This window comes from Caulobacter sp. GW821-FHT11E11 (assembly GCF_058808315.1).
In genome coordinates this window covers 1-19,343 of the sequence record NZ_JBXARO010000007.1, presented here as the reverse complement: position 1 = coordinate 19,343, position 19,343 = coordinate 1, and the positions used below count along the sequence as shown (strand labels likewise).

Genomic DNA, 19,343 nt, shown 5'->3' with positions numbered 1-19,343 from the left:
CACAAGCTCCCTATTCGGAAGCGCGTCGCGAGCCTCTAGGCCGCGCGACGATTGCTGTACGGCCGCGTGGCCAGGATCTCGGCGCCCAGGTGCGCCTGGGGCTGCACGTCCATGCCGAGCTCACGCAGGCTGTCGGACAGCGCGCGGCGGGGCGTCTCGTCCAGCAGGGCGCTGGCGTCGACCACCAGCGTGCCGCCGGGACGCAGCATGGTGTAGGTCGCGGCGATGACGGCGCGCGCGTCGGACAGGGTCTGACAATCGATGACCAGCAGCAGGTCGCTGCGCTCGTCGGCCGCGCCACAGGTGGCCCGGCGGGCGGCCTCGACGCGCTGATAGCCGCGACGCCACAGCTGGCACATGGCTTCGCCCGCGCCGGGTCCGGCGACGGCCACGAAGCTCAGCGGTGTGGCTTCGGCCAGGTCCAGCATGCGGTCGAGGGCGGGATTGATCCCCTCGGTGGGCACGCCCAGCAGGAACTGGGCGGCCTGCCTAAGAGGAGTTTTCCTGGGCGGGTGGGGCGACATGGTCGGTAAGCCTTCTTCTGACTGGTCCGCAAAGCGGGCCGACCCCGTGTTTGTGCGTCCAACGCCCGCAAAGGCTCCATTCGGAAACAGGCCCCTCCGCGTAAGGGCCGCGTAAGGAACGACGAGATGTTCGGTGACAATGCCCACACCGCGCCCGCCGCCTGGGCGACGATCCAGGCGCGCACGGCCGCGCTCGGCTTCGACATGCCTTCCGAGGCCAATACCGGCGCGCTGCTGCGCCTCTTGGCCGCCTCCAAGCCCGGCGGGCGGCTGCTCGAGCTGGGCACCGGCACGGGCCTGGCCGCCGCCTGGCTGCTGGACGGCATGGACGCCGGCGCTCGGCTGGTCAGCGTCGATGTCGACCCGGTCGTTCAGGACGTGGCCCGCGAGCAGCTGAAGGACGAGCGCCTGCGCTTCGTCCTGGCCGATGGCCTGGACTACGTCCGCAGCCAGCAGCCGGGTAGCCTGGACCTGATCTTCGCCGACGCCTGGCCCGGCAAGTATGAGGCCCTAGACGAGACCCTGGCGCTGCTGAAGCGGGGCGGGCTGTACGTCATCGACGACATGCTGCCCCAGCCGAACTGGCCGGAAGGCCACCAGGCGCGGGTCGACGCCCTGGTCGAACGGTTGGACACTCATCCCGACCTGATCGTGACGCGCCTGGCCTGGGCGTCGGGCCTGATCGTCGCGGCGAGGCGCTGAGCCATGATCTGGATCCCCATCACCATCGCCGCCACGGTCTTCCAGGTGGCCCGCAACGCCGCTCAGCGCTCTGTCATGGGCGGGGCGGGTCCCTGGGGCGCGACCCTGGTCCGCTTCCTGTTCGGTCTGCCGTTCGCGGCCGTCTTCGCCCTGATCGCTGTCTTGCTGACGCCGGGGCTCGATTTCCACCCGCAGGCCAGGTTCTGGGTCGCCTGCGTCGCCGGCGCGGCGTTCCAGATCGGCGCGACCGCCGCGATGCTGACGGCGATGCACCGCTCGTCCTTCGCTCTTGGCACGGCCCTGCAGCAGAGCGGCCTGCCGTTCGCCCTGGTGTTCGGGGCCCTAGTGTTCCAGGACCATGTAGGCCCGATGGCCTGGGCCGGCGGGTTGATCGCGACCTTAGGCCTCGCCGCACTCTCCTGGCCGCGCGGCGAGGTGGTGATCCGCAGGGGCGCGGTGCTGGCCGGCCTGGCCTCGGGCGCGGCCTTCGCCCTGTGCGCCAATTGCTTCCGGCAGGCGGCCCTGGCCCTGGACCCGGTGCATCCCCCGGCGGCGGCCTTCACGACCGTGCTGGTCGTCCAGGCCATCCAGACCGTCGCTCTGACCAGCTATTTGGCCTGGCGCAACCCGGACGCCCTGAAGGCGGTGGTGTCCGCCTGGAAGCAGTCGCTGGGGGCGGGCTTCTGCGGCGCGGCGGCCTCGGGCCTGTGGTTCACGGCCATGGCCTTGTCGCCGGTAGGGCCGGTGAGGGCGGTCGGGGTGGTCGAAATGCCCGTCGCGGCCATCGCCGGACGCCGTCTGTTCAAGGAGCGTCTGAGCGTCTTCCAGATGGCCGCGGGCGCGATAACGGCGGTCGGCGTCGTCATGGCCGCGCTCGGCTAGATTTCGCCACTTTGGGGTGCTTGGCCAGCTAGGCCGCAAAAGCCTTAGAAGACCCCGCGAATAGACCTTGAAATCAACGCTTTCGCAGGGCAAACGGGCGGCGTCGGCGCGCCTTTCGGTCGTCTCGGCGACGGCGCGGCCAGGAGGCGGCGCACCCGTCGGGCGACAAGGCGTGCGGGCTGGGGCGAAATCCCCTAAATGCGGGAATCATGTTGTCCTCGCATTGAATTGAAGTAGGAGCCATTTCTTCTCCGCCGACCCTGTCCCCGGGACGGAAAAGGCCCTGCTTCTCCGATCTGACTACCAATCTGCCCGCCCGTTACGCCCCTCATACCCCTCAGTCAGGGTTTTCAATGTTCTCTTCCCTCTTCGGCGTGATCTCGAACGACATCGCCATCGACCTCGGAACGGCCAACACCCTCATCTACATGAAGGGCAAGGGGATCGTTCTGAATGAACCGTCGGTGGTGGCGTTGCGTAATGTCGGCGGTCGCAAGATCGTCCACGCCGTGGGCATAGAGGCCAAGCAGATGCTGGGCCGCACCCCGGGCCACATGGAAGCCATCCGCCCGATGCGCGACGGCGTCATCGCCGACTTCGAAGTCGCCGAAGAGATGATCAAGTACTTCATCCGCAAGGTTCACAACCGCAAGGGCTTCGTGAACCCCAAGGTGATCGTGTGCGTGCCGTCGGGCGCCACCGCCGTTGAGCGTCGCGCCATCAACGACAGCTGCTTGAACGCCTCGGCCCGTCGCGTCGGCCTGATCGACGAGCCGATGGCCGCCGCGATCGGCGCCGGCCTGCCCATCCACGAGCCGACCGGCTCGATGGTCGTCGACATCGGCGGCGGCACCACCGAGGTGGCCGTGCTGTCGCTGTCGGGCATCGTCTATTCGCGCTCGGTCCGCGTCGGCGGCGACAAGATGGACGAGGCGATCATCAGCTACATGCGTCGCCACCATAACCTGCTGATCGGCGAAACGACCGCCGAACGCATCAAGAAGGAAATCGGCACCGCCCGCGCCCCGGCCGACGGCGAAGGCCTGTCGATCGACGTCAAGGGCCGCGACCTGATGCAGGGCGTGCCGCGCGAAGTCCGCATCAGCGAAAAGCAGGCCGCCGACGCCCTGGCCGAACCGGTGGGGCAGATCGTCGAAGCCGTGAAGGTAGCCCTGGAAGCCACGCCGCCGGAACTGGCCAGCGACATCGCCGACAAGGGCATCATGCTGACCGGCGGCGGCGCGCTGCTGCGCGGCCTGGACGCCGAGATCCGCGACCACACCGGCCTGCCCGTGACGGTGGCCGACGATCCGCTGTCGTGCGTGGCCCTGGGCTGCGGCAAGGTTCTCGAACATCCCAAGTGGATGAAGGGCGTCCTGGAATCCACGCTGGCGTAAGCTAATATTGCTCTAGTGGCGCCTCGGGGGGCGCCGGGAGATACAAGTACGTGCCCTTTCGCGAAGGTCCCCTCGGCGACCTGAAAGTGCCGCTTACCTGGACGGCGGCGGTGGCCCTGATCGTGGCGGCCGTCATCGCCGTCGCTTTCCTGTTGGCCGACCGCCGCGAAACGCTCCAGGAGCAGGCCTACGGTGTCACCCGCCAGACGGTGGACACCGTGGCGCGCCCGGTCAGCGGCGCCATCGCCGCGCCTGGCCGCTGGACGGGCCTGGGCCTGGACTATGTCCGCAGCTACTTCTTCATCGCCGAAGAGAACCGCCGCCTGAAGACCGAGCTGGCCGAGATGCGCCAGTGGCGTGACCGGGCCCTGGCCCTGCAGGACCAGAACGAGCGCTTCAAGTCGTTGATGGGCCTGCGCACCGATCCGCCGATCCCGATGGCCGCCGCCCGCGTAGTGAGCGACAGTCGCGGTCCCTTCGCCAACACCCGCCTGGCCGACGCCGGCTCTGAGAAGGGCATCGTGGTCGGCAATCCGGTGCTGAACGAGCGCGGCCTGGTCGGTCGCATCGTCGGCGTCTCGCGCGGGGTGAGCCGCGTGCTGCTGCTCACCGACATCGCCTCGCGCACGCCGGTGATGATCGACCGCACCAACGCCCGCGCCATCCTGACCGGCGACGGCGGTCCCAATCCAAAGCTGGAATATCTGCGCGGCGTCGATCCGATCCAGCAGGGTGACCGCGTGGTGACCTCGGGCGACGGCGGCGTGGTGCCGCGCGGCCTGCCGGTGGGCGCGGCCGTGAAGGGCCTGGACGGCCGCTGGCGCGTGGTGCTGTTCGCCGACCAGTCGTCGATCGACTTCATCCGCATCCTGCTGTTCAAGGACTTCGCCCAGCTGGCCAACGAGAAGGAGCTGCAGGCCAAGACCCTGCCGCCCGTGACGACCGAGGATCCGCAGACCTCGATCCTGTCGGCGCCGCCTGCGCCGAAGCCGGTCACCCCGACGACCACCACGCCTCCGGCCGCCACGACCGCTCAGCCCAAGCCGCCGGTCGCGACCGCGCCCAAGCCCGCCGCGCCGAAGCCCGCGCAACCCAAGCCGGCCGCCGCCGCGACGACCTCGCCGGCGCCCGCGCCGACGGGAGCGCCCCGATGAGCATGAGCGGCGGCCGCGCCCTCAATCCGGGCCGCTGGCTGGGCGTGCCGATGCTGATGTGCATGCTGGCCACGGTGCTGTTCGCCGCGCCGATCCGCATCTGGGGCCTGCAACTGCCCGAGCCGGTGTTCGCCATGGTCCCGGCCTTCGCCTGGGCCATGATCCGGCCGTCGATCCTGGCGCCGTTCGCCCTGCTGATCCTGGGCCTGTTCCTGGACATCTTCTGGGGCGGGCCGACGGGTCTGTGGGGCCTGTCGCTGCTGGTCGCCTACGCCATGGTCCTGATCCTGCGCAACGCCATGACCGGCCAGAGCCGCCCGATGATGTGGGCCTGGTTCGCCGGCGTGACGGCCGTGGCCATGACCGGCGGCTTCCTGTTCACGATGCTGGACAGCCTGGCCATGCCCAGCCTGCTGGCCGTCTTCTGGCAGTTCCTGGTCACGGCGCTGCTGTTCCCGTTCGCCCACCGCCTGGTCGATCGCTTCGAGGACGCCGACGTGCGGTTCCGGTGAGGCCATGAGCGAACCGTCAATCTTCTTCTTCGAGGTCAACGAGCGTCAGGGGGTCTTCCACCGACGCGCGTTCCTGCTGGGTGGTTTCACGGGCCTGGGCCTCCTGGCCCTGGGCGGGCGCCTGGCCCAGCTGCAGTTGGTCGAGGCGCAGCGCTACCAGAAGCTTTCGGCCGGCAACCAGTTCAACTACCGCCTGGTACCGCCGCCGCGCGGCCTGATCCTGGACCGCAACGGCGTGTCGCTGGCGTCCAACCGGCCGAACTTCCGGCTGATGATCAACAAGGACAAGGGCCTGGACGCCGAGGCCGTCCTGACCGACCTGGCCAAGCTAGCGCCGATCGACGAGGCGCGCCGCAACCGCGTGCTGAAGGAACTGGCCCGCGCCCCGCGCAAGGCTCCCGTCGTGGTGATGGAGGACCTCTCCTGGGAGGAGTTCTCGCGCATCAACATCCGCGCCCCGGAACTGCCCAGCGTCACCGCCGACATGGGCGAGGTGCGGGTCTATCCGTTCGGCGGCGCCTTCGCCCACGTGATCGGTTACGTCGCCAAGGTCTCGGACCGCGACCTGACGGCGGCCAAGGACGACCCCTCCCAGGACCAGGAACTGCTGCACCACCCGGGCTTCCGGATCGGCAAGCAGGGCGTCGAGAAGGCCTTCGACAAGGCGTTGCGCGGTCGCGCCGGTGCCACCAAGACCGAGGTCGACGCCCAAGGCCGCGTCGTGCGCCTGGATCCGGCCGGCGACATCCCGCCGACGCCGGGCGCCGAGGTGCGCCTGACCCTGGACGCCGATATCCAGAACCGCGCCCTCGAGGTGATGGGCGACGAAAGCGGCGCCATCGTCGTGATCGACATCCGCAACGGCGACCTGCTGGCCATGGCCTCGGCTCCCAGCTTCGACGCAAACCGCTTCGTGCGCGGTCTGTCGGGTCCCGAGTACAAGGCCCTGGCCGAGTACGAGCGCAAGCCGATGCTCGACAAGTCGCTGACCGGCGTCTTCCCGCCGGGCTCGACCTTCAAGCCGACCGTGGGCCTGGCGGCCCTGACCGCCGGCATCGACCCGGAGGTCCGCATCCATTGCGGCGGCAGCTGGTACTATGGCGGCCGGACCTGGCGATGCTGGGAGGCGAAGGGCCACGGCTCGCAGAACCTTCACGACGCGATCAAGAACTCCTGCGACGTCTATTTCTACCAGACCTCGCTGAAGATCGGCCCCGACGCCATCGCCAACGCGGCGCGCGCCATGGGCTTTGGCCAGCTGTTCGATATCGGCATTCCCGGCCAGAAGAAGGGCAATGTCCCCGACCGGGCCTGGAAGAAGCGGGCCTTCAAGAAGAATCCGGCCAACCAGATCTGGTTTCCGGGCGAGACCCCCAGCTACGGGATCGGGCAGGGGGCTCTGACCGTCAACGCCCTGCAGCTGGCGGTGATGACCGCGCGCCTGGCCAACGGCAAGAAGGCCCTGAACCCGCGCTTGATCAAGTCGGTGGGCGGCGTCGAGCAGCCCAGCGGCGCGGCCGTGCCCGACCTGCCGTTCACGCAGGAGCATCTGGAATATGTGCGCGGCGGCATGGCGGCCGTGGCCAACGATGTGCGCGGCACCGCCTATCGCCAGAGCCAGCTGGGTCTGGGCGACGTGCAGATGGCCGGCAAGACCGGCACCGCCCAGGTGCGCAGCTATGACGGGGTCAAGAACCGCAAGGGCTACGCCACCAGCTGGCGACTGCGGGACCACAACCTGTTCGTGGCCTTCGCCCCCTATGACGCACCGCGCTATGCGGTGGCGGTCATCATCGAGCACGGTGGCCTGGGCGGCGCCGTCGCCGGCGCCCCGCGCGCCCGCGAGGTCATGCGCGTGGCGCTGCTGAAGGATCCCGAGATCCGCGCCCGCATCGAGAACCCGACGCCGCTGCCCGAGCTGGTCCCGGAGGATATCGTGGAAGGCGCCGCGCCGGACGATCCGGTCGAGACGCCGCCGCCCGCGCCGGACGCTATTCCCCCCACTACACCGCAGGGAGGCCCCCAATGACCCTGAGCGGCGGCCTGACCCGGCCGGGCGAACGCGATCGCCCGATCATCAAGTTCATGGAGGTCGACTGGACCTTCTGCCTCGTCCTGGCCCTGATCGCGGGGACGGGCGGGCTGATGCTGTTCTCGATCGCCGGGGCCTCGTGGGAACCCTGGGCCGACCGCCACCTGCTGCGGTTCGGCGTCTATTTCATCATCATGATCGTGCTGGCCATGTGCGACCTGCGCTGGTGGTTCAACGCGGCCTATCCGATCTACGTGGTCGGGGTGCTGCTGCTGGTCGCCGTGGACCTGGTCGGCGACATCTCGCTGGGCGCTCAGCGCTGGCTGCAGATTGGGCCACTCCGTTTCCAGCCGTCCGAGGTGATGAAGATCGGCTTGGTGCTGGCCCTGGCGCGCTTCTATCACGGCCTTTCGGCCGACCGGGCCAGGCTGTCGTGGTGGCTGCTGATCCCGGCGGCGATGATCGGCGTGCCGTTCCTGCTGGTTGCCAAGCAGCCCGACCTGGGCACCGCCATCCTGCTGGGCGCGACCGGCGGCGCGATCATGGTGCTGGCGGGCCTGTCCTGGCGGATCATGGCCGCGCTGGGCGCCCTGGCCGCGGTGGCCGTTCCGCCCTTCATCATGTTCGGGCTGCACGACTATCAGCGCAACCGCATCCTGACCTTCATGAACCCCGAGAAGGATCCCTCGGGCGACGGCTATCACATCCTGCAGTCCAAGATCGCCCTGGGCTCGGGCGGTCTGCTGGGCAAGGGCTTTGGCCTCGGCTCGCAAAGCCAACTGAACTTCCTGCCCGAAAAGCAGACCGACTTCATCTTCGCCACCCTGGCCGAGGAGTTCGGCTTCGTCGGCTGCTTCGGCGTGCTGTTCCTGTACGGCGCGGTGATCTTCATGGCCCTGCGCATCGCCTCGATCAGCCACAGCCATTTCGGACGCCTGTCGGCGGCAGGCGTGACGGCGACCTTCTCGCTGTATGTGCTGATCAACGGAGCCATGGTCATGGGCCTGGCCCCGGTCGTGGGCGTGCCGATGCCGATGCTGTCGTACGGCGGCACCGTCATGCTGACGGTCATGGTCGGCTTTGGCCTCGTGCAGTCCGTGCGCGTGCACCGCTACACCGAAGTGACCAGCGGCAAGGGTTCGCTGGTCTAAGGCCCCGGGGCCGTCCTCGTCCTTCGACAGGCTCAGGATGAGGACTACTTTTGTGGCGGTTCAGTAGAAAACCTCATCCTGAGCCTGTCGAAGGACGAGGTTTTCGGTTCCTCAGTCTAGCTGACCAGCGCCGCTTCCGTCGCCCGCACCAGGCCGTCGATGACGCCCGGCTCGGTCGAGGCGTGGCCGGCGTCCCAGATGATGTCGAAGCGGGCTTCGGGCCAGGCCTTGTGCAGCTTCCAGGCGCTGTCCAGCGGGGTGACGACGTCAAAGCGGCCTTGGACGATCCAGCCGGGGATGTGGCGGATCTTGTCGATGTTCTTCAGGATCCAGCCGTCCTGCTCGAAGAAGCCCTTGTTCGTGAAGAAGTGGCACTCGATCCGTGCGAAGGCGATCGCGAAGTCCTCTTCATTGAATTTCGGTGGCCGCGCTTCGGGACCACGAAGGGAGATGGTGTCGCCTTCCCACTGGCTCCAGGCGGCGGCGGCTTCCAGCTGCACGCGGCGGTCGGGGGCCACAAGACGACGGTGATAGGCAGCCATCAGGTCGCCGCGCTCGTCCTCCGGGATCGGGGCCAGGAACCGTTCCCAGGCGTCCGGGAACAGCATCGAGGCGCCTTCCTGGTAGAACCAGCGCAGCTCGCGCTCGGTCAGCAGGAAGATGCCGCGCAGCACCAGGCCCGAGACGCGGTCGGGATGCTTGATGGCGTAGGCCAGGGCCAGGGTCGAGCCCCACGAGCCGCCGAACACGGTCCACTTCTCGATGCCCAGATGCTCGCGCAGGCGCTCGATGTCCTCGATCAGGCTCCAGGTGGTGTTGTCGTCCAGGCTGGCGTTCGGACGCGAGCGGCCGCAGCCGCGCTGGTCGAACAGGGTCATGCGCCACTTGGTCGGGTCGAAGAACCGCCGCATGGTCGGATTGACCGCGCCGCCCGGGCCGCCGTGCAGGATCACGCAAGGCTTGCCCCGCGGATTGCCGCATTCCTCGTAATAGATCTCGTGCGGGCCGCCGGTCGGCAGCCAGCCGAATGAGAACGGCTCGACCTCACGGAAGAGGCCGCGACGACCGATGGAACCCATGACAGCGGCGGAAGCGTTACGATCCATGAGACTAACCCTAACGTGTTTCCCATCCGCCTGTGAACGGAGGATTGGGATGGGCTCGCGCCTTTCGTCCGGTTCTGTATGTTGCCGCCCATGACTCAGCTGACCCCTGAAGACTATTCAGACGACGAACTGCTCGAGATGCTCAATCCCGCGCAGCTGGCCGAACTCGACCGTCAGATCGGTGAGATGTTCGGGGCCGAGGGCGTCGACAAGGCCGAGGCGCTGTACGCCATGGCCAGCGTCTATTCGATGCGGGCGGGCGAGCGCGACCCGGTTTCGGCCCTGGCCATGCTGCAGCTGGCCGCCGCCATGCGCCGGCGCGCCGAGCTGATGCTGGCGTCCCGGAACTAGGCCGGAACTAGGCCGGGAACTTCCGGTCCAGCCAGTCCAGGATCGCCGCGTTGACCTCGGCGGGCTTTTCCTGCTGGGTCCAGTGGCCGCTGCCCTCGATCAGCACCTTCTCGAGATCCGCGATCTGGTCGCCCATGCGGTCGGCCATGGCCGGCGGCAGGACGACGTCCAGCTCAGCCATGATCATCAGGCAGGGGATGCCGTCGATCCGGCGCGGCAGGCTTTCGGCCTTCTGCCAGTTACGGGTGAAATTGCGATACCAGTTGATGCCGCCGGTGAAGCCGGTGCGCGTGAAGGCGTCGACGAAGAAGGCCAGCTCGTCGGGCTGAAGGAACTGGTTGTCGTCGGTTGCCGGGTCGTAGTGGAGCAGGGCGTCCTGCAGGGCAAGGCTGCGGCGCTCGGCGGGACGGCCCAGGAACTCGTCCTGGCTGCCCTTCGGCTTGCGCATGAAGAAGCGGATGGTCCGCTCCGGATCCGCGCCCAGTCGCGCGTCGGCCTCGCCGGGCTTCTGGAAGTGGACGATGTACATGTCCTCGCCATAGGCGTTGCGGAACATCTCGATCGGATCCAGCGGCAGGCGCGGGGTGAAGGGGGTGTTCAGGCCGATGACGCCCGCCACCCGGTCCGGATGCAGCAGCGGCATCTGCCAGACGACGATGCCGCCCCAGTCGTGGCCGACGAAGACGGCCTTCTCGACGCCCAGGTGATCCAGCAGCCCGACCAGGTCGCCGGTCAGGTGCTCCATGTCATAGGCCTTGATGTCCTCGGGGCCCGGGGTGAGGCCATAGCCCCTCTGGTCGGGTGCGATCACCCAGCGGCCGGCGGCGGCCAGGGCGGCGATCTGGTGACGCCACGAGAAGGCCAGTTCCGGAAAGCCGTGGCAGAAGACGATGGGCGCGCCTACGCGCGGACCGGCCTCGTAATAGGCCATGCGGATGCCGTTGACGTCAGCGTACTGGGGCTCGGGCAGGCCTGGATTCTTGACTGTCATGACCGCTCGTCCTCCCGCCGCTTTATATGATTGGCGATAACTTGAAGGGCTCCCGTCAGGCGGGCAAGCGCCATTTGTAGGTTCCTCTACGGGAGGTTTGAGGTTTCCCCGCGGCCGAACGGGCGTAAAAGGCCGCATGATCGACACTGCCCAGCCGCCCGCCGCCGTTCCGTGGCGTCTCGTCCTGCTTCTGGGCGCGCTGACGGCCTTCGCGCCAATGTCGATCGACATGTATCTGTCTAGCCTGCCGGCGATTGGTCGCAGCCTGCATGCCGGTCCCGAGCAGACCCAGACGACCCTGGCGGCCTTCTTCGCCGGTATGGCGATCGGCCAGATCATCTACGGCCCGGCCTCTGACCGCTTTGGCCGCCGACTGCCGATGCTGGTCGGGATCGGGGTGTTCATCGTCGCCTCGGCGGTCTGCGCCCTGGTCCCCAGCATCGAGATCCTGATCGCCGCCCGCTTCGTCCAGGCCCTGGGCGGCTGCGCGGGCGCGGTGATCGCCCGCGCCGTGGTGCGTGACCGTTTCAGCCATGCCGACACCGCCCGCGTGCTGTCGCTGATGACCCTGATCATGGGCCTGGCGCCCGTCTTGGCCCCGCAGTTCGGCGGCGTCGTGCAGTTCTTGGCCGGTTGGCGCGGCGTCTTCTGGGTCCTGGTCGGCTTTGGCCTCCTGATCGGCCTCTGGGTGACGATCAGCTTGGCCGAGTCCCGCTCGGCCGAGACCGAGGCCCAGGCGCGGGGCGAGAACCCGCTAAGGGCCTATGTCGCCCTGTTCGGCATGCGTCGGCTGATGGGCTACGCCCTGGCCGGCGCGCTGAACGGCGCGGTGCTGTTCACCTACATCTCGGGCGCGCCGGACCTGATCATGGGGACCTATGGCCACTCGCCGCTGGTCTTCAATGTGATCTTCGCCTTCAACGCCGTCGGCATCATCGGCGCCAGCCAGGTCAACCGGCTTCTGCTCCGCAGAAACCTTCCGGACCAGGTGCTGAGCAAGGCCAGCATCGCCTCGATCGTCGCGGCCTTCCTGCTGAGTCTGGCGGCCTTCACCGGCTGGGGCGGTCAGTGGACGGTGCTGCCGCTGCTGTTCGTCGCCCTGTCGATGTACGGCCTGATGGGCGGCAACACGATGGCGGGCGCGCTCAGCGTCGACCCGCGCCGGGCCGGGTCGATTTCGGCCCTGATGGGCTCGGCGTCGTTCGGGGCGGGCGCGCTGGCGTCGTGGGCCGGCGGCCTGCTGCACGACGGTAGCCCGCGTCCGGTGGCCGGGGTGATGTTCGCCTGCCTGGTCGGCTCGGCGCTGTCGATCTTCTTCCTGGCCCTGCCGGGTGGGAAGAAGCTTCAGGCCTGAGGCTGGGTGAAGGCTCGCCAGGCCAGGACGACCCAGCCGATCATGAACGCCAGGCCGCCGATCGGCGTGACCGCGCCCAGGATGCGAGGCCCGCCCAGGGCCATGGCGTAGAGCGAGCCCGAGAACAGCACGGTCCCGGCCAGGAACAGCGCCGCGACCAGTCCCATGCTCTTGACGCCCGCGCGATGTAGGGCGTAGGCGGCAAACACGGCCAGGGCGTGGACCATCTGATACTGCGAGCCGGTGTGCAGCCACTCGACCGGCTTGGGCTGCGACATGCCGTGTGCGGCGAACGCGCCGAACACCACGGCCAGCAGGCCGCTGACCGCCGCCAGGCCCGTCCAGATCCGGGGTGTCCAGGCCTTCATCCGCTTTACGTTCCGTCACCGTTGCAATCGCAGAGCGCGACCTTAACGTCGTTCACCTGGACGTAAAGCGACGCCGCTTCCTTACGCAGCAGAGCGCCGCATCGATCAGGGGAGGACGGCATGGCGCTCACCTGGGGCGACGATTACCCGATCCATCAGACGCCCGAACCCGTGGCCTATGCCGGGACGGATCGGAACTTCTACGATCGCTACTTCTTCAACGGCTACGCGCCAGTAGGTGACGGCAGCGACCTGTTCTTCGCCGCAGCGTTCGGCGTCTACCCGCATCTCAACATCGCCGACGCGGCCTTTTGCGTGATGCAGGGCGGCCGCCAGGTGAACCTCCACGCCAGCCGTTGGCTGAAGATGGAGCGGATGGACCTGAGCGTCGGGCCGATCAGCATCGCGGTCGAGACGCCGCTGCAGCGCCTGAAGCTGACCGTCGCCGCGCCGGAGCACGACATCACAGCCGAGATCGTCTTCGAAGGCCGCGCCTTCCCGATCGAGGAGCCGCGCTTCATCCGCCGCAACGGCCCGCGCACTCTGCTGGACTACACCCGCCTGACCCAGAACGGCCGCTACGCGGGCTGGATCGAGGTCGACGGCGTACGCACCAGCGTCGACGGCTTCGTCGGCACCCGTGACCGGTCGTGGGGCGTAAGGCCGGTCGGCGCGCGCGATCCGCAGGAGCTGGCCCCGCCGGCCTTGCCGCAGTTCTTCTGGCTGTGGGCGCCGTGCAATTTCGAGGACGGGAGTCTCTTCTTCCACACCAATGACGACGAGCTGGGCCGGGCCTGGAACCGGCGCGCGGTCTGGCTGGGGGACGGCGGCCGCGAGGAGGACTTCGGCGGCTTCGCGGAGTCGGCCTGCGCTATCGACTGGAAGAGCGGCACGCGCCACGCCGCCGCCGCGACCCTGGACTTGGGCGCCGACGGCTCGGTGACGGTCGAGCCCAAGACCGAGTTCTTCATGCTGGGCCTGGGCTACAACCACCCGGTCTGGGGCCACGGCCTGAACCACGGCGCATTGAAGGTCGAACGCGAGGACTTCGTCACCGCCGACATGGACCGCAAGATGCCGCATCTGCTGCACGTCCAGGCCCTGAGCGACGTGACCTATGTCGACGGCGCGGGTCGCACGCGAAAGGGCAGGGGCGTCTTCGAGCAGCTGGCGATTGGACCCCACGCGCCGTCCGGCTTCGCCTCGATCCTGGACATGGCCCCGTGAGCCTGGCCGAGCGCCTGGAGGCGTATCTCACCCGCACCTGGGGGCAGCCGGTCACGGTCGCCGACCTCTCGCGCATTCCCGGCGGGGCCAGCCGCGAGACCTATCGCTTCGCCGCCAAGGTCGGCGGCGAGACCCGGCCGTTGATCCTGCGCCGCGATCCTACCGGCAGCCTGATCGAGACGGACCGGAACCTGGAATACCTGGCGCTGGAGAGCTTCCACGACAAGCTGCCCGCGCCGCGCCCGGTGGCCATGGACGCGCAGGGGGCAGAGCTGGAGCGGCCGTTCTTCGTCATGGAGCGGGTCGAGGGCGGGGCGGCGGCCTCGCCGTTTACGGTGCTGCCGTATGGCGACCACGCGCGGGCGATCGGAGAGCGGTTCTTCGAGATCCTCGGGACCATCGCCGCCGCCGACCCGGCTGGCCTGCCGCTGGCCAAGGCCGCGCCGGCGCCAGCGCGGGAAGACTGCTGGCGCGTGGCCCTTGGCCAATGGTCCGACGTCATCGAGGCCGACGAGCAGCATCCGCAGCCGATCGTCCGCGCCGCCATCCGGGCCCTGCGCCGCAAGCCGCCGCCACCCGCTAGCGCCGTGCGGGTGGTGCATGGCGACTATCGCACCGGCAACTTCCTGCATGACGGGGCAGGCAAGATCCTGGCGATCCTGGACTGGGAGATGGTCCATCTGGGCGATCCGCTGGAGGACCTGGCCTGGGCGATCGATCCGTTGTGGGGTCACTTCGACGCCGCCAATGTCGCCGGCATGATCCCGCGCGCTGAGGCGCTCTCGATCTGGTCGAAGACCAGCGGCCTGCCGGTCGACGAGGCCGCGCTCTCCTGGTGGTCGCTGTTTTCGGCCGTGAAGGGCCAGGCGATCTGGACCTCGGCGGCTAAGGAATATCGCGACGGCGGCTTCAAGGAGCCGATCCTGGCGGTCTCTGGCTGGTACACCGCGCGCCGTCACGACGAGATCCTGGCCACCATGCTGCTGCGCCTGGAGGACCTGTCATGACGCCCAGCCTGCCCGACGTCCTGGTCGGCAACTTCCTGTGCATGATGGATCCTGGCCCGCCCGAGCAGCAGGGCGAGTTCATGGCCGGCAAGGTCGCCATCGTCGCCATCCTGTCGCTGCTGGCCGCCCAGGAGACCGAGCGCGGCGTGGCCGCGCGCGTGGCCGAGAACCTGGCGATCCGCGCCGTGCTGGACGAGGCCGCGGCCGACTATGGGCTGGATGTCGCGGGTCTTCCGTCGACGGAAGGTCTGACCTTCTCGGCGCTGGACCGGGTCAATGCGGCCTTGCGCAAGGCTTTGATCGGGTTGCACGAGGCGGTCGAGACGCGGGGAGACACCACGCGTCACCACGCGATCCTGCGGCTCTACGCCAAGATGGCTGAGCTACGGCGACTGGATCTGCCGCCCCTACCAGCGCGCTAAACGCGCTGGTTGCAAAGCAGGTCGGGACGCTAGGCCCCGGCTATTTGTGCTTGTTGTGCTTGGCCAGCTCGTCGGGGCTGATGTCCAGCGGGCCCGGGGCGGCGGCGTTGTAGGCGCTGGTCTGGTGCAGGTCCATGACCACGCTGCGGTGGCCCTGCCAGATCATGTGCAGGGCGACATACAGCACGATGGCCAGGCCGACGAAGCCGATCCAGCGGTGCTTGTGCAGCAGGTTGGCGATGGCGCTGGCGGCCACGCCCATCAGGATGATCGACAGCAGCAGGCCGAAGATCAGGATGCCGGGATGCTCGCGGGCCGCGCCGGCCACGGCCAGCACATTGTCCAGCGACATCGAGACGTCGGCGATCAGCACCTGGATGAAGGCCTGCTTGAAGGTCTTGGCCTGGCGGACGGCCGGCTCGGTGCTGTCGTCGCCGTCGATGGCGGCCATGGCCTCGGCGTGAGCGGCCTGCTCGCGCATCTCGCGCCACATCTTCCAGCAAACCCACAGCAGCAGAAAGCCGCCGGCCAGCAGCAGGCCGATGACGCCCAGCAGCCAAGTGGTGATCAAGGCAAAGCTGATGCGCAGCACGACGGCGGCACCCAGGCCGTACAGAATGACCTTCTTGCGGTCCTTGGGCGGCAGGCCGCCGGCGGCCAGGCCCACGGCCACGGCGTTATCGCCGGCGAGGACCAGGTCGATCATCAGGACTTGGAGCAGGGCCGTCAGCGGACCTTGCAGGCCGCCCAGTTGGGCCGTCAGAGCTTCGAACATGCGTCCTCAATGCGGTGACGCGCGCGGTGATGCAAGGCGCAAAACGCTGGGTCCGGCGCAAAAGCAAAGACGCCCCGGATCAGGGATCCGGGGCGTCCGCTTTTCGGGCGCTACGCCTTAGTGGGCGTGCTCGGGTTCCTTGGCATGGTGCGGGTCATGAGCCGCATGGCCGTGGTCGCCGTGATGGTCGTCGTGCCCGGGGGCGGCGTGACCGTGATCGCCATGGCCGTGGTCGGCCGGAGCGTGGTGCTCGTCATGGCCGTGACCATGGTCGGCCGCGGCGTGAGCCCCGTGGCCGTGGTCGTCATGGCCCGACGTGTTAGCCATGAACGGGTTGGCATACGAGACATGCTCGGCCGGCGCGTGCGGCTCGGGATGAGCGTGAGCGTGCAGGTCGTGGCCATGGTCGGCCGGAGCGTGGTGATCGTCATGGCCGTGACCGTGGTCGGCCGGCGCGGCATGGGCGTCGTGGTGACCGTGCCCATGACCGTGATCGTCATGGCCGTGGCCATGATCGTCATGATGCGACATGGCCGAAGCGGCGACCGCGCCCACGGCCGCGCCACCGGCGGCGGCCACGAACGGGTTCACGTAAGAGACGTGGGCCGAGGCCGGCTTGGCGTCCTCGAATTCCATCTCGTTGCGGCCATAGTCGGTCAGGGTGCGGTACTTGCGCTGACGCTCGGCGCGGCGGCGCGAAGCCGAAGCGCTGCGCGAGACGCCGACCAGGATGATCAGGGCCAGCAGCACCAGGGCCACGCCCAGGGCGGTCTTCATGGACACGGCGCCCAGGCCCGGCAGCGAGATGTTGCCGTTCAGGACGCCCAGGTCCAGATCGCCAAAGCCCTTCTTGATCTTTTCCGGCAGGGCGGCGACGCGCTTGCTGATCGTGCCCAGGGCGAAGCCTTGCGGCTCCTTGGCGCCGTTCAGTTCGACGCCGAAGTCCGACTTCAGCTGGCCCTTAGCTTCCGGACCCGGCTTGACCTGCCACGCGAAGGTGGTCGGCTCGCCCGGCTTGACCACGGCCGTCTGGCGGCCGTTCGGGGTGACTTCATAACCTTCGCCCGAGAGTTCGGCGTAGGCGCTGGTCTTCTTGGCGGCCTTGGTCAGGCCCAGCTTGGCGGCTTCCTGCTTGATCAGGTCGCCCAGCGTGGCCGGCAGCGACAGGGTCACCTGGCCGGGCTGGTTCTTGCCCAGGCTCTCGCCGGCGGCCAGGACGGCGCCGTTGGTGGCGGCGGGCGCGACGGCGGCCTGCAGCTTCTCGAGCTTGGTCGCCGGCTTGGCGGGCGCCGGCGTGACGGCGACGACAGGCGGCTTGTCCAGCGGCTTGGCCGGCAGGACCGGCTTGGCGGCCTGCACCGGCGCGGGGGCCGGAGCCACCGTCTTCGGCGCGACCGGCTTGGCCACGATCACCGGCTTGGCGGTCACGACGGGCTTGGCGACCGGGGCCTTGGCGACCGGCGCGGGCTTCGGCGTCGCCGGGATGGTGGCGTAAACGCGGTGCGGCTTGGCGACCGGACGCTGCTCGTGGCGGCTGGAGCCCTTCGGATTGGCGATCGGGCGCATGGCCGTGACCAGCGTGCCGTCCGGACGGCGCCAGGTCTTCAGATGCGTATTGCGCTCGGGCGGCGGCAGCGGACGCGACGTCACGCTAGTGTCGCCCGTGGCGGCGGCCGGACCGCCCAGCAGACCGTCCTGGGCCTGGCTAGCGTCCGGAGCCGGCGCGGCGCCCATCAGGTCCGGCGTACTCGCATCGGCCTGATAATCGCTACGCGGCGGCGGCGTGTTCGCCTGGTCGCCAGCGCTGCACCCGGCCAACAGCAGCACACCGGCCGCCGAAGTGGCCAGGGCGGCCAAGCGTACATTACGTACAAACATCGGGTCCCCCGATCCCATGTCGAAATTCTCCGCGAGCAGGCGCTCGCGGACCACTGTTCGCGAGAAGAGCACGAGCTTGCGACGAAATCAAAACGGTTAAAGAGGATTCACGAACCGGTTTCTTCCGTGGCGCGAACTTTCGAGGCTTCATAAAGGGCGATCGCGGCCGCGGCGGAGACATTCAGGCTCTCGAAACCGCCCGGCATCGGGATCTTTCCCAAAGCATCACAATGCTCTGCGACCAGGCGGCGGACACCTTCACCCTCCGAACCCAGAACAAGTACGGTCGCCTGTCCGTCCAAGACGGTTTCGAGGCTTTCTTCGGCCTCGCCAGCCAGGGCGACGGCGCGCCAGCCCAGATCGGCCAATTCCTCGAGCGCCCGGGACAGATTGACCACGCGGGCGTAGGGCACCTTGTCGATGGCCCCGACGGCGGTCTTGGCCAGCACGCCCGACAGGATCGGCGCATGGCGGTCCTGCAGGATGACGCCGGTCGCGCCGAACGCGGCGGCCGAGCGGAAGATGGCGCCGATGTTCTGCGGGTCGGTGATCTGGTCCAGCATGACCAGCAGGCCCTTCGCCGGCGTGCCCATCTCGAAGAGGCTCATGGCCTCGGGCTCGTCGATCTTCAGCGCCAGGCCCTGGTGCACGGCGCCCTGCGGCAGCTGCTTGGCGATCTCCTGGCCTTCCATCACCTGCAGGCAGGAAAGTTTCTGGAGATCGGGGCTGAGTCGCTTGGCGCGGTCAGGGGTCGCCAGAAGGCGCTTCGGAGCGGGCCGGCGGGGGTTCGAAAGCGCCGCTTCAACGGCGTGAGTCCCCCAAATCCAGTCCTTGGCGTCACCTTGACCGCGAGAAAAGTTGTTTTCTTTCCGGGGCTTGGAACGAAAATCGCGTCCGGGTGCAGAAGGACGTTTCCGGTCGTTGCGTTCGGAATGAGAGGACACTATAAGACGCGCTCCGATTTGGGGCCCCAAGGGTTTCTCGGCCGGCCGGCGCTGCTCTTAGCATCGTCCGTCACCGTCCAAAGAAGCTTTTGTTCCAGTTCGAAGTTCAACGGCTTGCTGTTGCGCATTGAACCGGGTAAAGGCCGCCGGCTTCGGAACTCCGTCGCGTGCTTGGGGGAATGTCCCGAGTGGCAAAGGGGGGGGACTGTAAATCCCCTGGCGTACGCCTTCGCAGGTTCGAGTCCTGCTTCCCCCACCATGCACGCGACGAGTTCTGGAGACAGGGCGTCCTGAACCCAGGATGGTCCCAGAGCCGAAAGACCGGGAGCCGATCGCGACCCCGCTAGCCCCCACCGGGTATTGGGCGGGTATAGCACAATGGTAGTGCAGCAGCCTTCCAAGCTGAGGATGCGGGTTCGATTCCCGCTACCCGCTCCAGCTCCCCATATGAGTTACCCCCAATAACACCGCCGGCGCGAAGGTAGAGACGATGGCCAAGGAAAAGTTCGAACGTAATAAGCCGCACTGCAACATCGGCACCATCGGTCACGTTGACCATGGCAAGA

At 68.2% G+C, this 19,343-nt stretch carries 20 protein-coding genes and 2 tRNA genes; 15 read left to right on the top strand and 7 right to left on the bottom strand.

The genetic code is table 11. The features are described from left to right. Positions 1-35: 35 nt before the first annotated feature. Positions 36-524 carry a hypothetical protein gene (locus tag AC1RR5_RS17685; RefSeq protein ID WP_492923430.1) on the bottom strand — a complete coding sequence of 163 codons (489 nt, stop codon included), beginning with the start codon at positions 522-524 and terminating at the stop codon, positions 36-38. Positions 525-650: 126 nt separating this feature from the next. Here AC1RR5_RS17685 and AC1RR5_RS17680 point away from each other — a divergent pair, with 126 nt between their 5' ends. The 7 genes from AC1RR5_RS17680 to rodA all read left to right on the top strand — a co-directional run bounded on the left by AC1RR5_RS17680 (position 651) and on the right by rodA (position 8,354). Beyond that, complete coding sequence (locus tag AC1RR5_RS17680; RefSeq protein ID WP_492923428.1) at positions 651-1,226, top strand: O-methyltransferase; 576 nt, start codon at positions 651-653, stop codon at positions 1,224-1,226. 3 nt (positions 1,227-1,229) lie between these two features. Next, the gene (locus AC1RR5_RS17675; RefSeq protein WP_492923426.1) at positions 1,230-2,108 is read left to right on the top strand and encodes a DMT family transporter; all 879 of its coding nucleotides are present in this window, start codon (positions 1,230-1,232) and stop codon (positions 2,106-2,108) included. Positions 2,109-2,461: 353 nt separating this feature from the next. Next, a complete protein-coding gene (locus tag AC1RR5_RS17670; protein WP_004623009.1) occupies positions 2,462-3,505 on the top strand; it encodes a rod shape-determining protein in 1,044 nt (347 codons plus the stop codon). A 50-nt stretch (positions 3,506-3,555) separates the two neighbouring features. After that, positions 3,556-4,659, top strand: a complete 1,104-nt coding sequence (mreC, locus tag AC1RR5_RS17665) for a rod shape-determining protein MreC (protein WP_492923424.1) — start codon at positions 3,556-3,558, stop codon at positions 4,657-4,659. Continuing rightward, positions 4,656-5,171: a hypothetical protein gene (locus tag AC1RR5_RS17660; RefSeq protein WP_492923422.1), complete on the top strand. Its 516-nt coding sequence runs from the start codon at positions 4,656-4,658 to the stop codon at positions 5,169-5,171. Before mreC ends, AC1RR5_RS17660 begins: the two co-directional genes overlap by 4 nt. 4 nt (positions 5,172-5,175) lie before the next feature. Next, positions 5,176-7,200 carry a penicillin-binding protein 2 gene (gene mrdA, locus AC1RR5_RS17655; protein ID WP_492923420.1) on the top strand — a complete coding sequence of 675 codons (2,025 nt, stop codon included), beginning with the start codon at positions 5,176-5,178 and terminating at the stop codon, positions 7,198-7,200. Continuing rightward, on the top strand, positions 7,197-8,354 hold the full coding sequence (gene rodA / locus AC1RR5_RS17650) for a rod shape-determining protein RodA (protein ID WP_492923418.1): 1,158 nt from the start codon (positions 7,197-7,199) through the stop codon (positions 8,352-8,354). The genes mrdA and rodA overlap by 4 nt, the downstream gene beginning before the upstream one ends. 116 nt (positions 8,355-8,470) lie before the next feature. Here rodA and pip read toward each other — a convergent pair whose 3' ends face one another. Beyond that, positions 8,471-9,460 carry a prolyl aminopeptidase gene (gene pip / locus AC1RR5_RS17645; RefSeq protein ID WP_492923416.1) on the bottom strand — a complete coding sequence of 330 codons (990 nt, stop codon included), beginning with the start codon at positions 9,458-9,460 and terminating at the stop codon, positions 8,471-8,473. Between the two features lie 90 nt (positions 9,461-9,550). On the opposite strand from pip, the gene AC1RR5_RS17640 reads away from it, so the two are divergent. After that, the gene (locus AC1RR5_RS17640) at positions 9,551-9,811 is read left to right on the top strand and encodes a low temperature requirement protein A (protein ID WP_492923414.1); all 261 of its coding nucleotides are present in this window, start codon (positions 9,551-9,553) and stop codon (positions 9,809-9,811) included. Positions 9,812-9,818: 7 nt separating this feature from the next. Here the strand turns inward: AC1RR5_RS17640 and AC1RR5_RS17635 are convergent, their stop codons facing one another. Further along, positions 9,819-10,802 carry an alpha/beta fold hydrolase gene (locus AC1RR5_RS17635; RefSeq protein ID WP_492923412.1) on the bottom strand — a complete coding sequence of 328 codons (984 nt, stop codon included), beginning with the start codon at positions 10,800-10,802 and terminating at the stop codon, positions 9,819-9,821. Positions 10,803-10,938: 136 nt separating this feature from the next. Here AC1RR5_RS17635 and AC1RR5_RS17630 point away from each other — a divergent pair, with 136 nt between their 5' ends. Then, on the top strand, positions 10,939-12,156 hold the full coding sequence (locus AC1RR5_RS17630; RefSeq protein WP_492923410.1) for a multidrug effflux MFS transporter: 1,218 nt from the start codon (positions 10,939-10,941) through the stop codon (positions 12,154-12,156). Here AC1RR5_RS17630 and AC1RR5_RS17625 read toward each other — a convergent pair. Continuing rightward, positions 12,147-12,524 carry a DUF423 domain-containing protein gene (locus tag AC1RR5_RS17625; protein ID WP_492923408.1) on the bottom strand — a complete coding sequence of 126 codons (378 nt, stop codon included), beginning with the start codon at positions 12,522-12,524 and terminating at the stop codon, positions 12,147-12,149. The genes AC1RR5_RS17630 and AC1RR5_RS17625 overlap by 10 nt on opposite strands. 120 nt (positions 12,525-12,644) lie before the next feature. Between AC1RR5_RS17625 and AC1RR5_RS17620 the strand changes: the two genes are divergently transcribed. From AC1RR5_RS17620 to AC1RR5_RS17610, 3 genes are read left to right on the top strand one after another with little or no spacing between them, the layout of a single operon-like run. After that, positions 12,645-13,751 (top strand): Rv3169 family protein, encoded by a 1,107-nt coding sequence (locus AC1RR5_RS17620; protein WP_492923406.1) that lies wholly within the window; start codon positions 12,645-12,647, stop codon positions 13,749-13,751. After that, positions 13,748-14,758 carry a phosphotransferase family protein gene (locus AC1RR5_RS17615; RefSeq protein ID WP_492923404.1) on the top strand — a complete coding sequence of 337 codons (1,011 nt, stop codon included), beginning with the start codon at positions 13,748-13,750 and terminating at the stop codon, positions 14,756-14,758. Before AC1RR5_RS17620 ends, AC1RR5_RS17615 begins: the two co-directional genes overlap by 4 nt. Then, positions 14,755-15,180, top strand: coding sequence for a hypothetical protein (locus AC1RR5_RS17610; protein WP_492923402.1), 426 nt, complete (start codon positions 14,755-14,757; stop codon positions 15,178-15,180). The genes AC1RR5_RS17615 and AC1RR5_RS17610 overlap by 4 nt, the downstream gene beginning before the upstream one ends. A 40-nt stretch (positions 15,181-15,220) precedes the next feature. On the opposite strand, the gene AC1RR5_RS17605 is transcribed toward AC1RR5_RS17610, so the two are convergent. From AC1RR5_RS17605 to rlmB, 3 genes are all read right to left on the bottom strand, one after another. Then, entirely contained in the window at positions 15,221-15,955 is a 735-nt protein-coding gene (locus AC1RR5_RS17605; protein ID WP_492923400.1) for a TerC family protein, read from the bottom strand. A gap of 117 nt (positions 15,956-16,072) precedes the next feature. Beyond that, positions 16,073-17,833, bottom strand: a complete 1,761-nt coding sequence (gene stpX / locus AC1RR5_RS17600) for a stalk-specific protein StpX (protein WP_492923398.1) — start codon at positions 17,831-17,833, stop codon at positions 16,073-16,075. A gap of 107 nt (positions 17,834-17,940) precedes the next feature. Next, positions 17,941-18,777 carry a 23S rRNA (guanosine(2251)-2'-O)-methyltransferase RlmB gene (gene rlmB, locus AC1RR5_RS17595; protein ID WP_492924105.1) on the bottom strand — a complete coding sequence of 279 codons (837 nt, stop codon included), beginning with the start codon at positions 18,775-18,777 and terminating at the stop codon, positions 17,941-17,943. A gap of 173 nt (positions 18,778-18,950) precedes the next feature. Here rlmB and AC1RR5_RS17590 point away from each other — a divergent pair. From AC1RR5_RS17590 to AC1RR5_RS17580, 3 genes are all read left to right on the top strand, one after another. Beyond that, a tRNA-Tyr gene (locus tag AC1RR5_RS17590) sits at positions 18,951-19,036 on the top strand. 105 nt (positions 19,037-19,141) lie between these two features. Continuing rightward, positions 19,142-19,215 (top strand) — tRNA-Gly (locus AC1RR5_RS17585). A 52-nt stretch (positions 19,216-19,267) separates the two neighbouring features. Beyond that, positions 19,268-19,343 (top strand): hypothetical protein (locus AC1RR5_RS17580; RefSeq protein ID WP_334349513.1); only part of this gene is annotated, 76 nt, incomplete at its 3' end.

What these genes read in the sequence shown, in the direction of transcription:
- AC1RR5_RS17685 (WP_492923430.1), bottom strand. Translation starts at nt 524, where the DNA reads ATGTCGCCCCACCCGCCCAGGAAAACTCCTCTTAGGCAGGCCGCCCAG.
- AC1RR5_RS17680 (WP_492923428.1), top strand. Translation starts at nt 651, where the DNA reads ATGTTCGGTGACAATGCCCACACCGCGCCCGCCGCCTGGGCGACGATC.
- AC1RR5_RS17675 (WP_492923426.1), top strand. Translation starts at nt 1,230, where the DNA reads ATGATCTGGATCCCCATCACCATCGCCGCCACGGTCTTCCAGGTGGCC.
- AC1RR5_RS17670 (WP_004623009.1), top strand. Translation starts at nt 2,462, where the DNA reads ATGTTCTCTTCCCTCTTCGGCGTGATCTCGAACGACATCGCCATCGAC.
- AC1RR5_RS17660 (WP_492923422.1), top strand. Translation starts at nt 4,656, where the DNA reads ATGAGCATGAGCGGCGGCCGCGCCCTCAATCCGGGCCGCTGGCTGGGC.
- mrdA (WP_492923420.1), top strand. Translation starts at nt 5,176, where the DNA reads ATGAGCGAACCGTCAATCTTCTTCTTCGAGGTCAACGAGCGTCAGGGG.
- rodA (WP_492923418.1), top strand. Translation starts at nt 7,197, where the DNA reads ATGACCCTGAGCGGCGGCCTGACCCGGCCGGGCGAACGCGATCGCCCG.
- pip (WP_492923416.1), bottom strand. Translation starts at nt 9,460, where the DNA reads ATGGATCGTAACGCTTCCGCCGCTGTCATGGGTTCCATCGGTCGTCGC.
- AC1RR5_RS17640 (WP_492923414.1), top strand. Translation starts at nt 9,551, where the DNA reads ATGACTCAGCTGACCCCTGAAGACTATTCAGACGACGAACTGCTCGAG.
- AC1RR5_RS17635 (WP_492923412.1), bottom strand. Translation starts at nt 10,802, where the DNA reads ATGACAGTCAAGAATCCAGGCCTGCCCGAGCCCCAGTACGCTGACGTC.
- AC1RR5_RS17630 (WP_492923410.1), top strand. Translation starts at nt 10,939, where the DNA reads ATGATCGACACTGCCCAGCCGCCCGCCGCCGTTCCGTGGCGTCTCGTC.
- AC1RR5_RS17625 (WP_492923408.1), bottom strand. Translation starts at nt 12,524, where the DNA reads ATGAAGGCCTGGACACCCCGGATCTGGACGGGCCTGGCGGCGGTCAGC.
- AC1RR5_RS17620 (WP_492923406.1), top strand. Translation starts at nt 12,645, where the DNA reads ATGGCGCTCACCTGGGGCGACGATTACCCGATCCATCAGACGCCCGAA.
- AC1RR5_RS17610 (WP_492923402.1), top strand. Translation starts at nt 14,755, where the DNA reads ATGACGCCCAGCCTGCCCGACGTCCTGGTCGGCAACTTCCTGTGCATG.
- AC1RR5_RS17605 (WP_492923400.1), bottom strand. Translation starts at nt 15,955, where the DNA reads ATGTTCGAAGCTCTGACGGCCCAACTGGGCGGCCTGCAAGGTCCGCTG.
- stpX (WP_492923398.1), bottom strand. Translation starts at nt 17,833, where the DNA reads ATGTTTGTACGTAATGTACGCTTGGCCGCCCTGGCCACTTCGGCGGCC.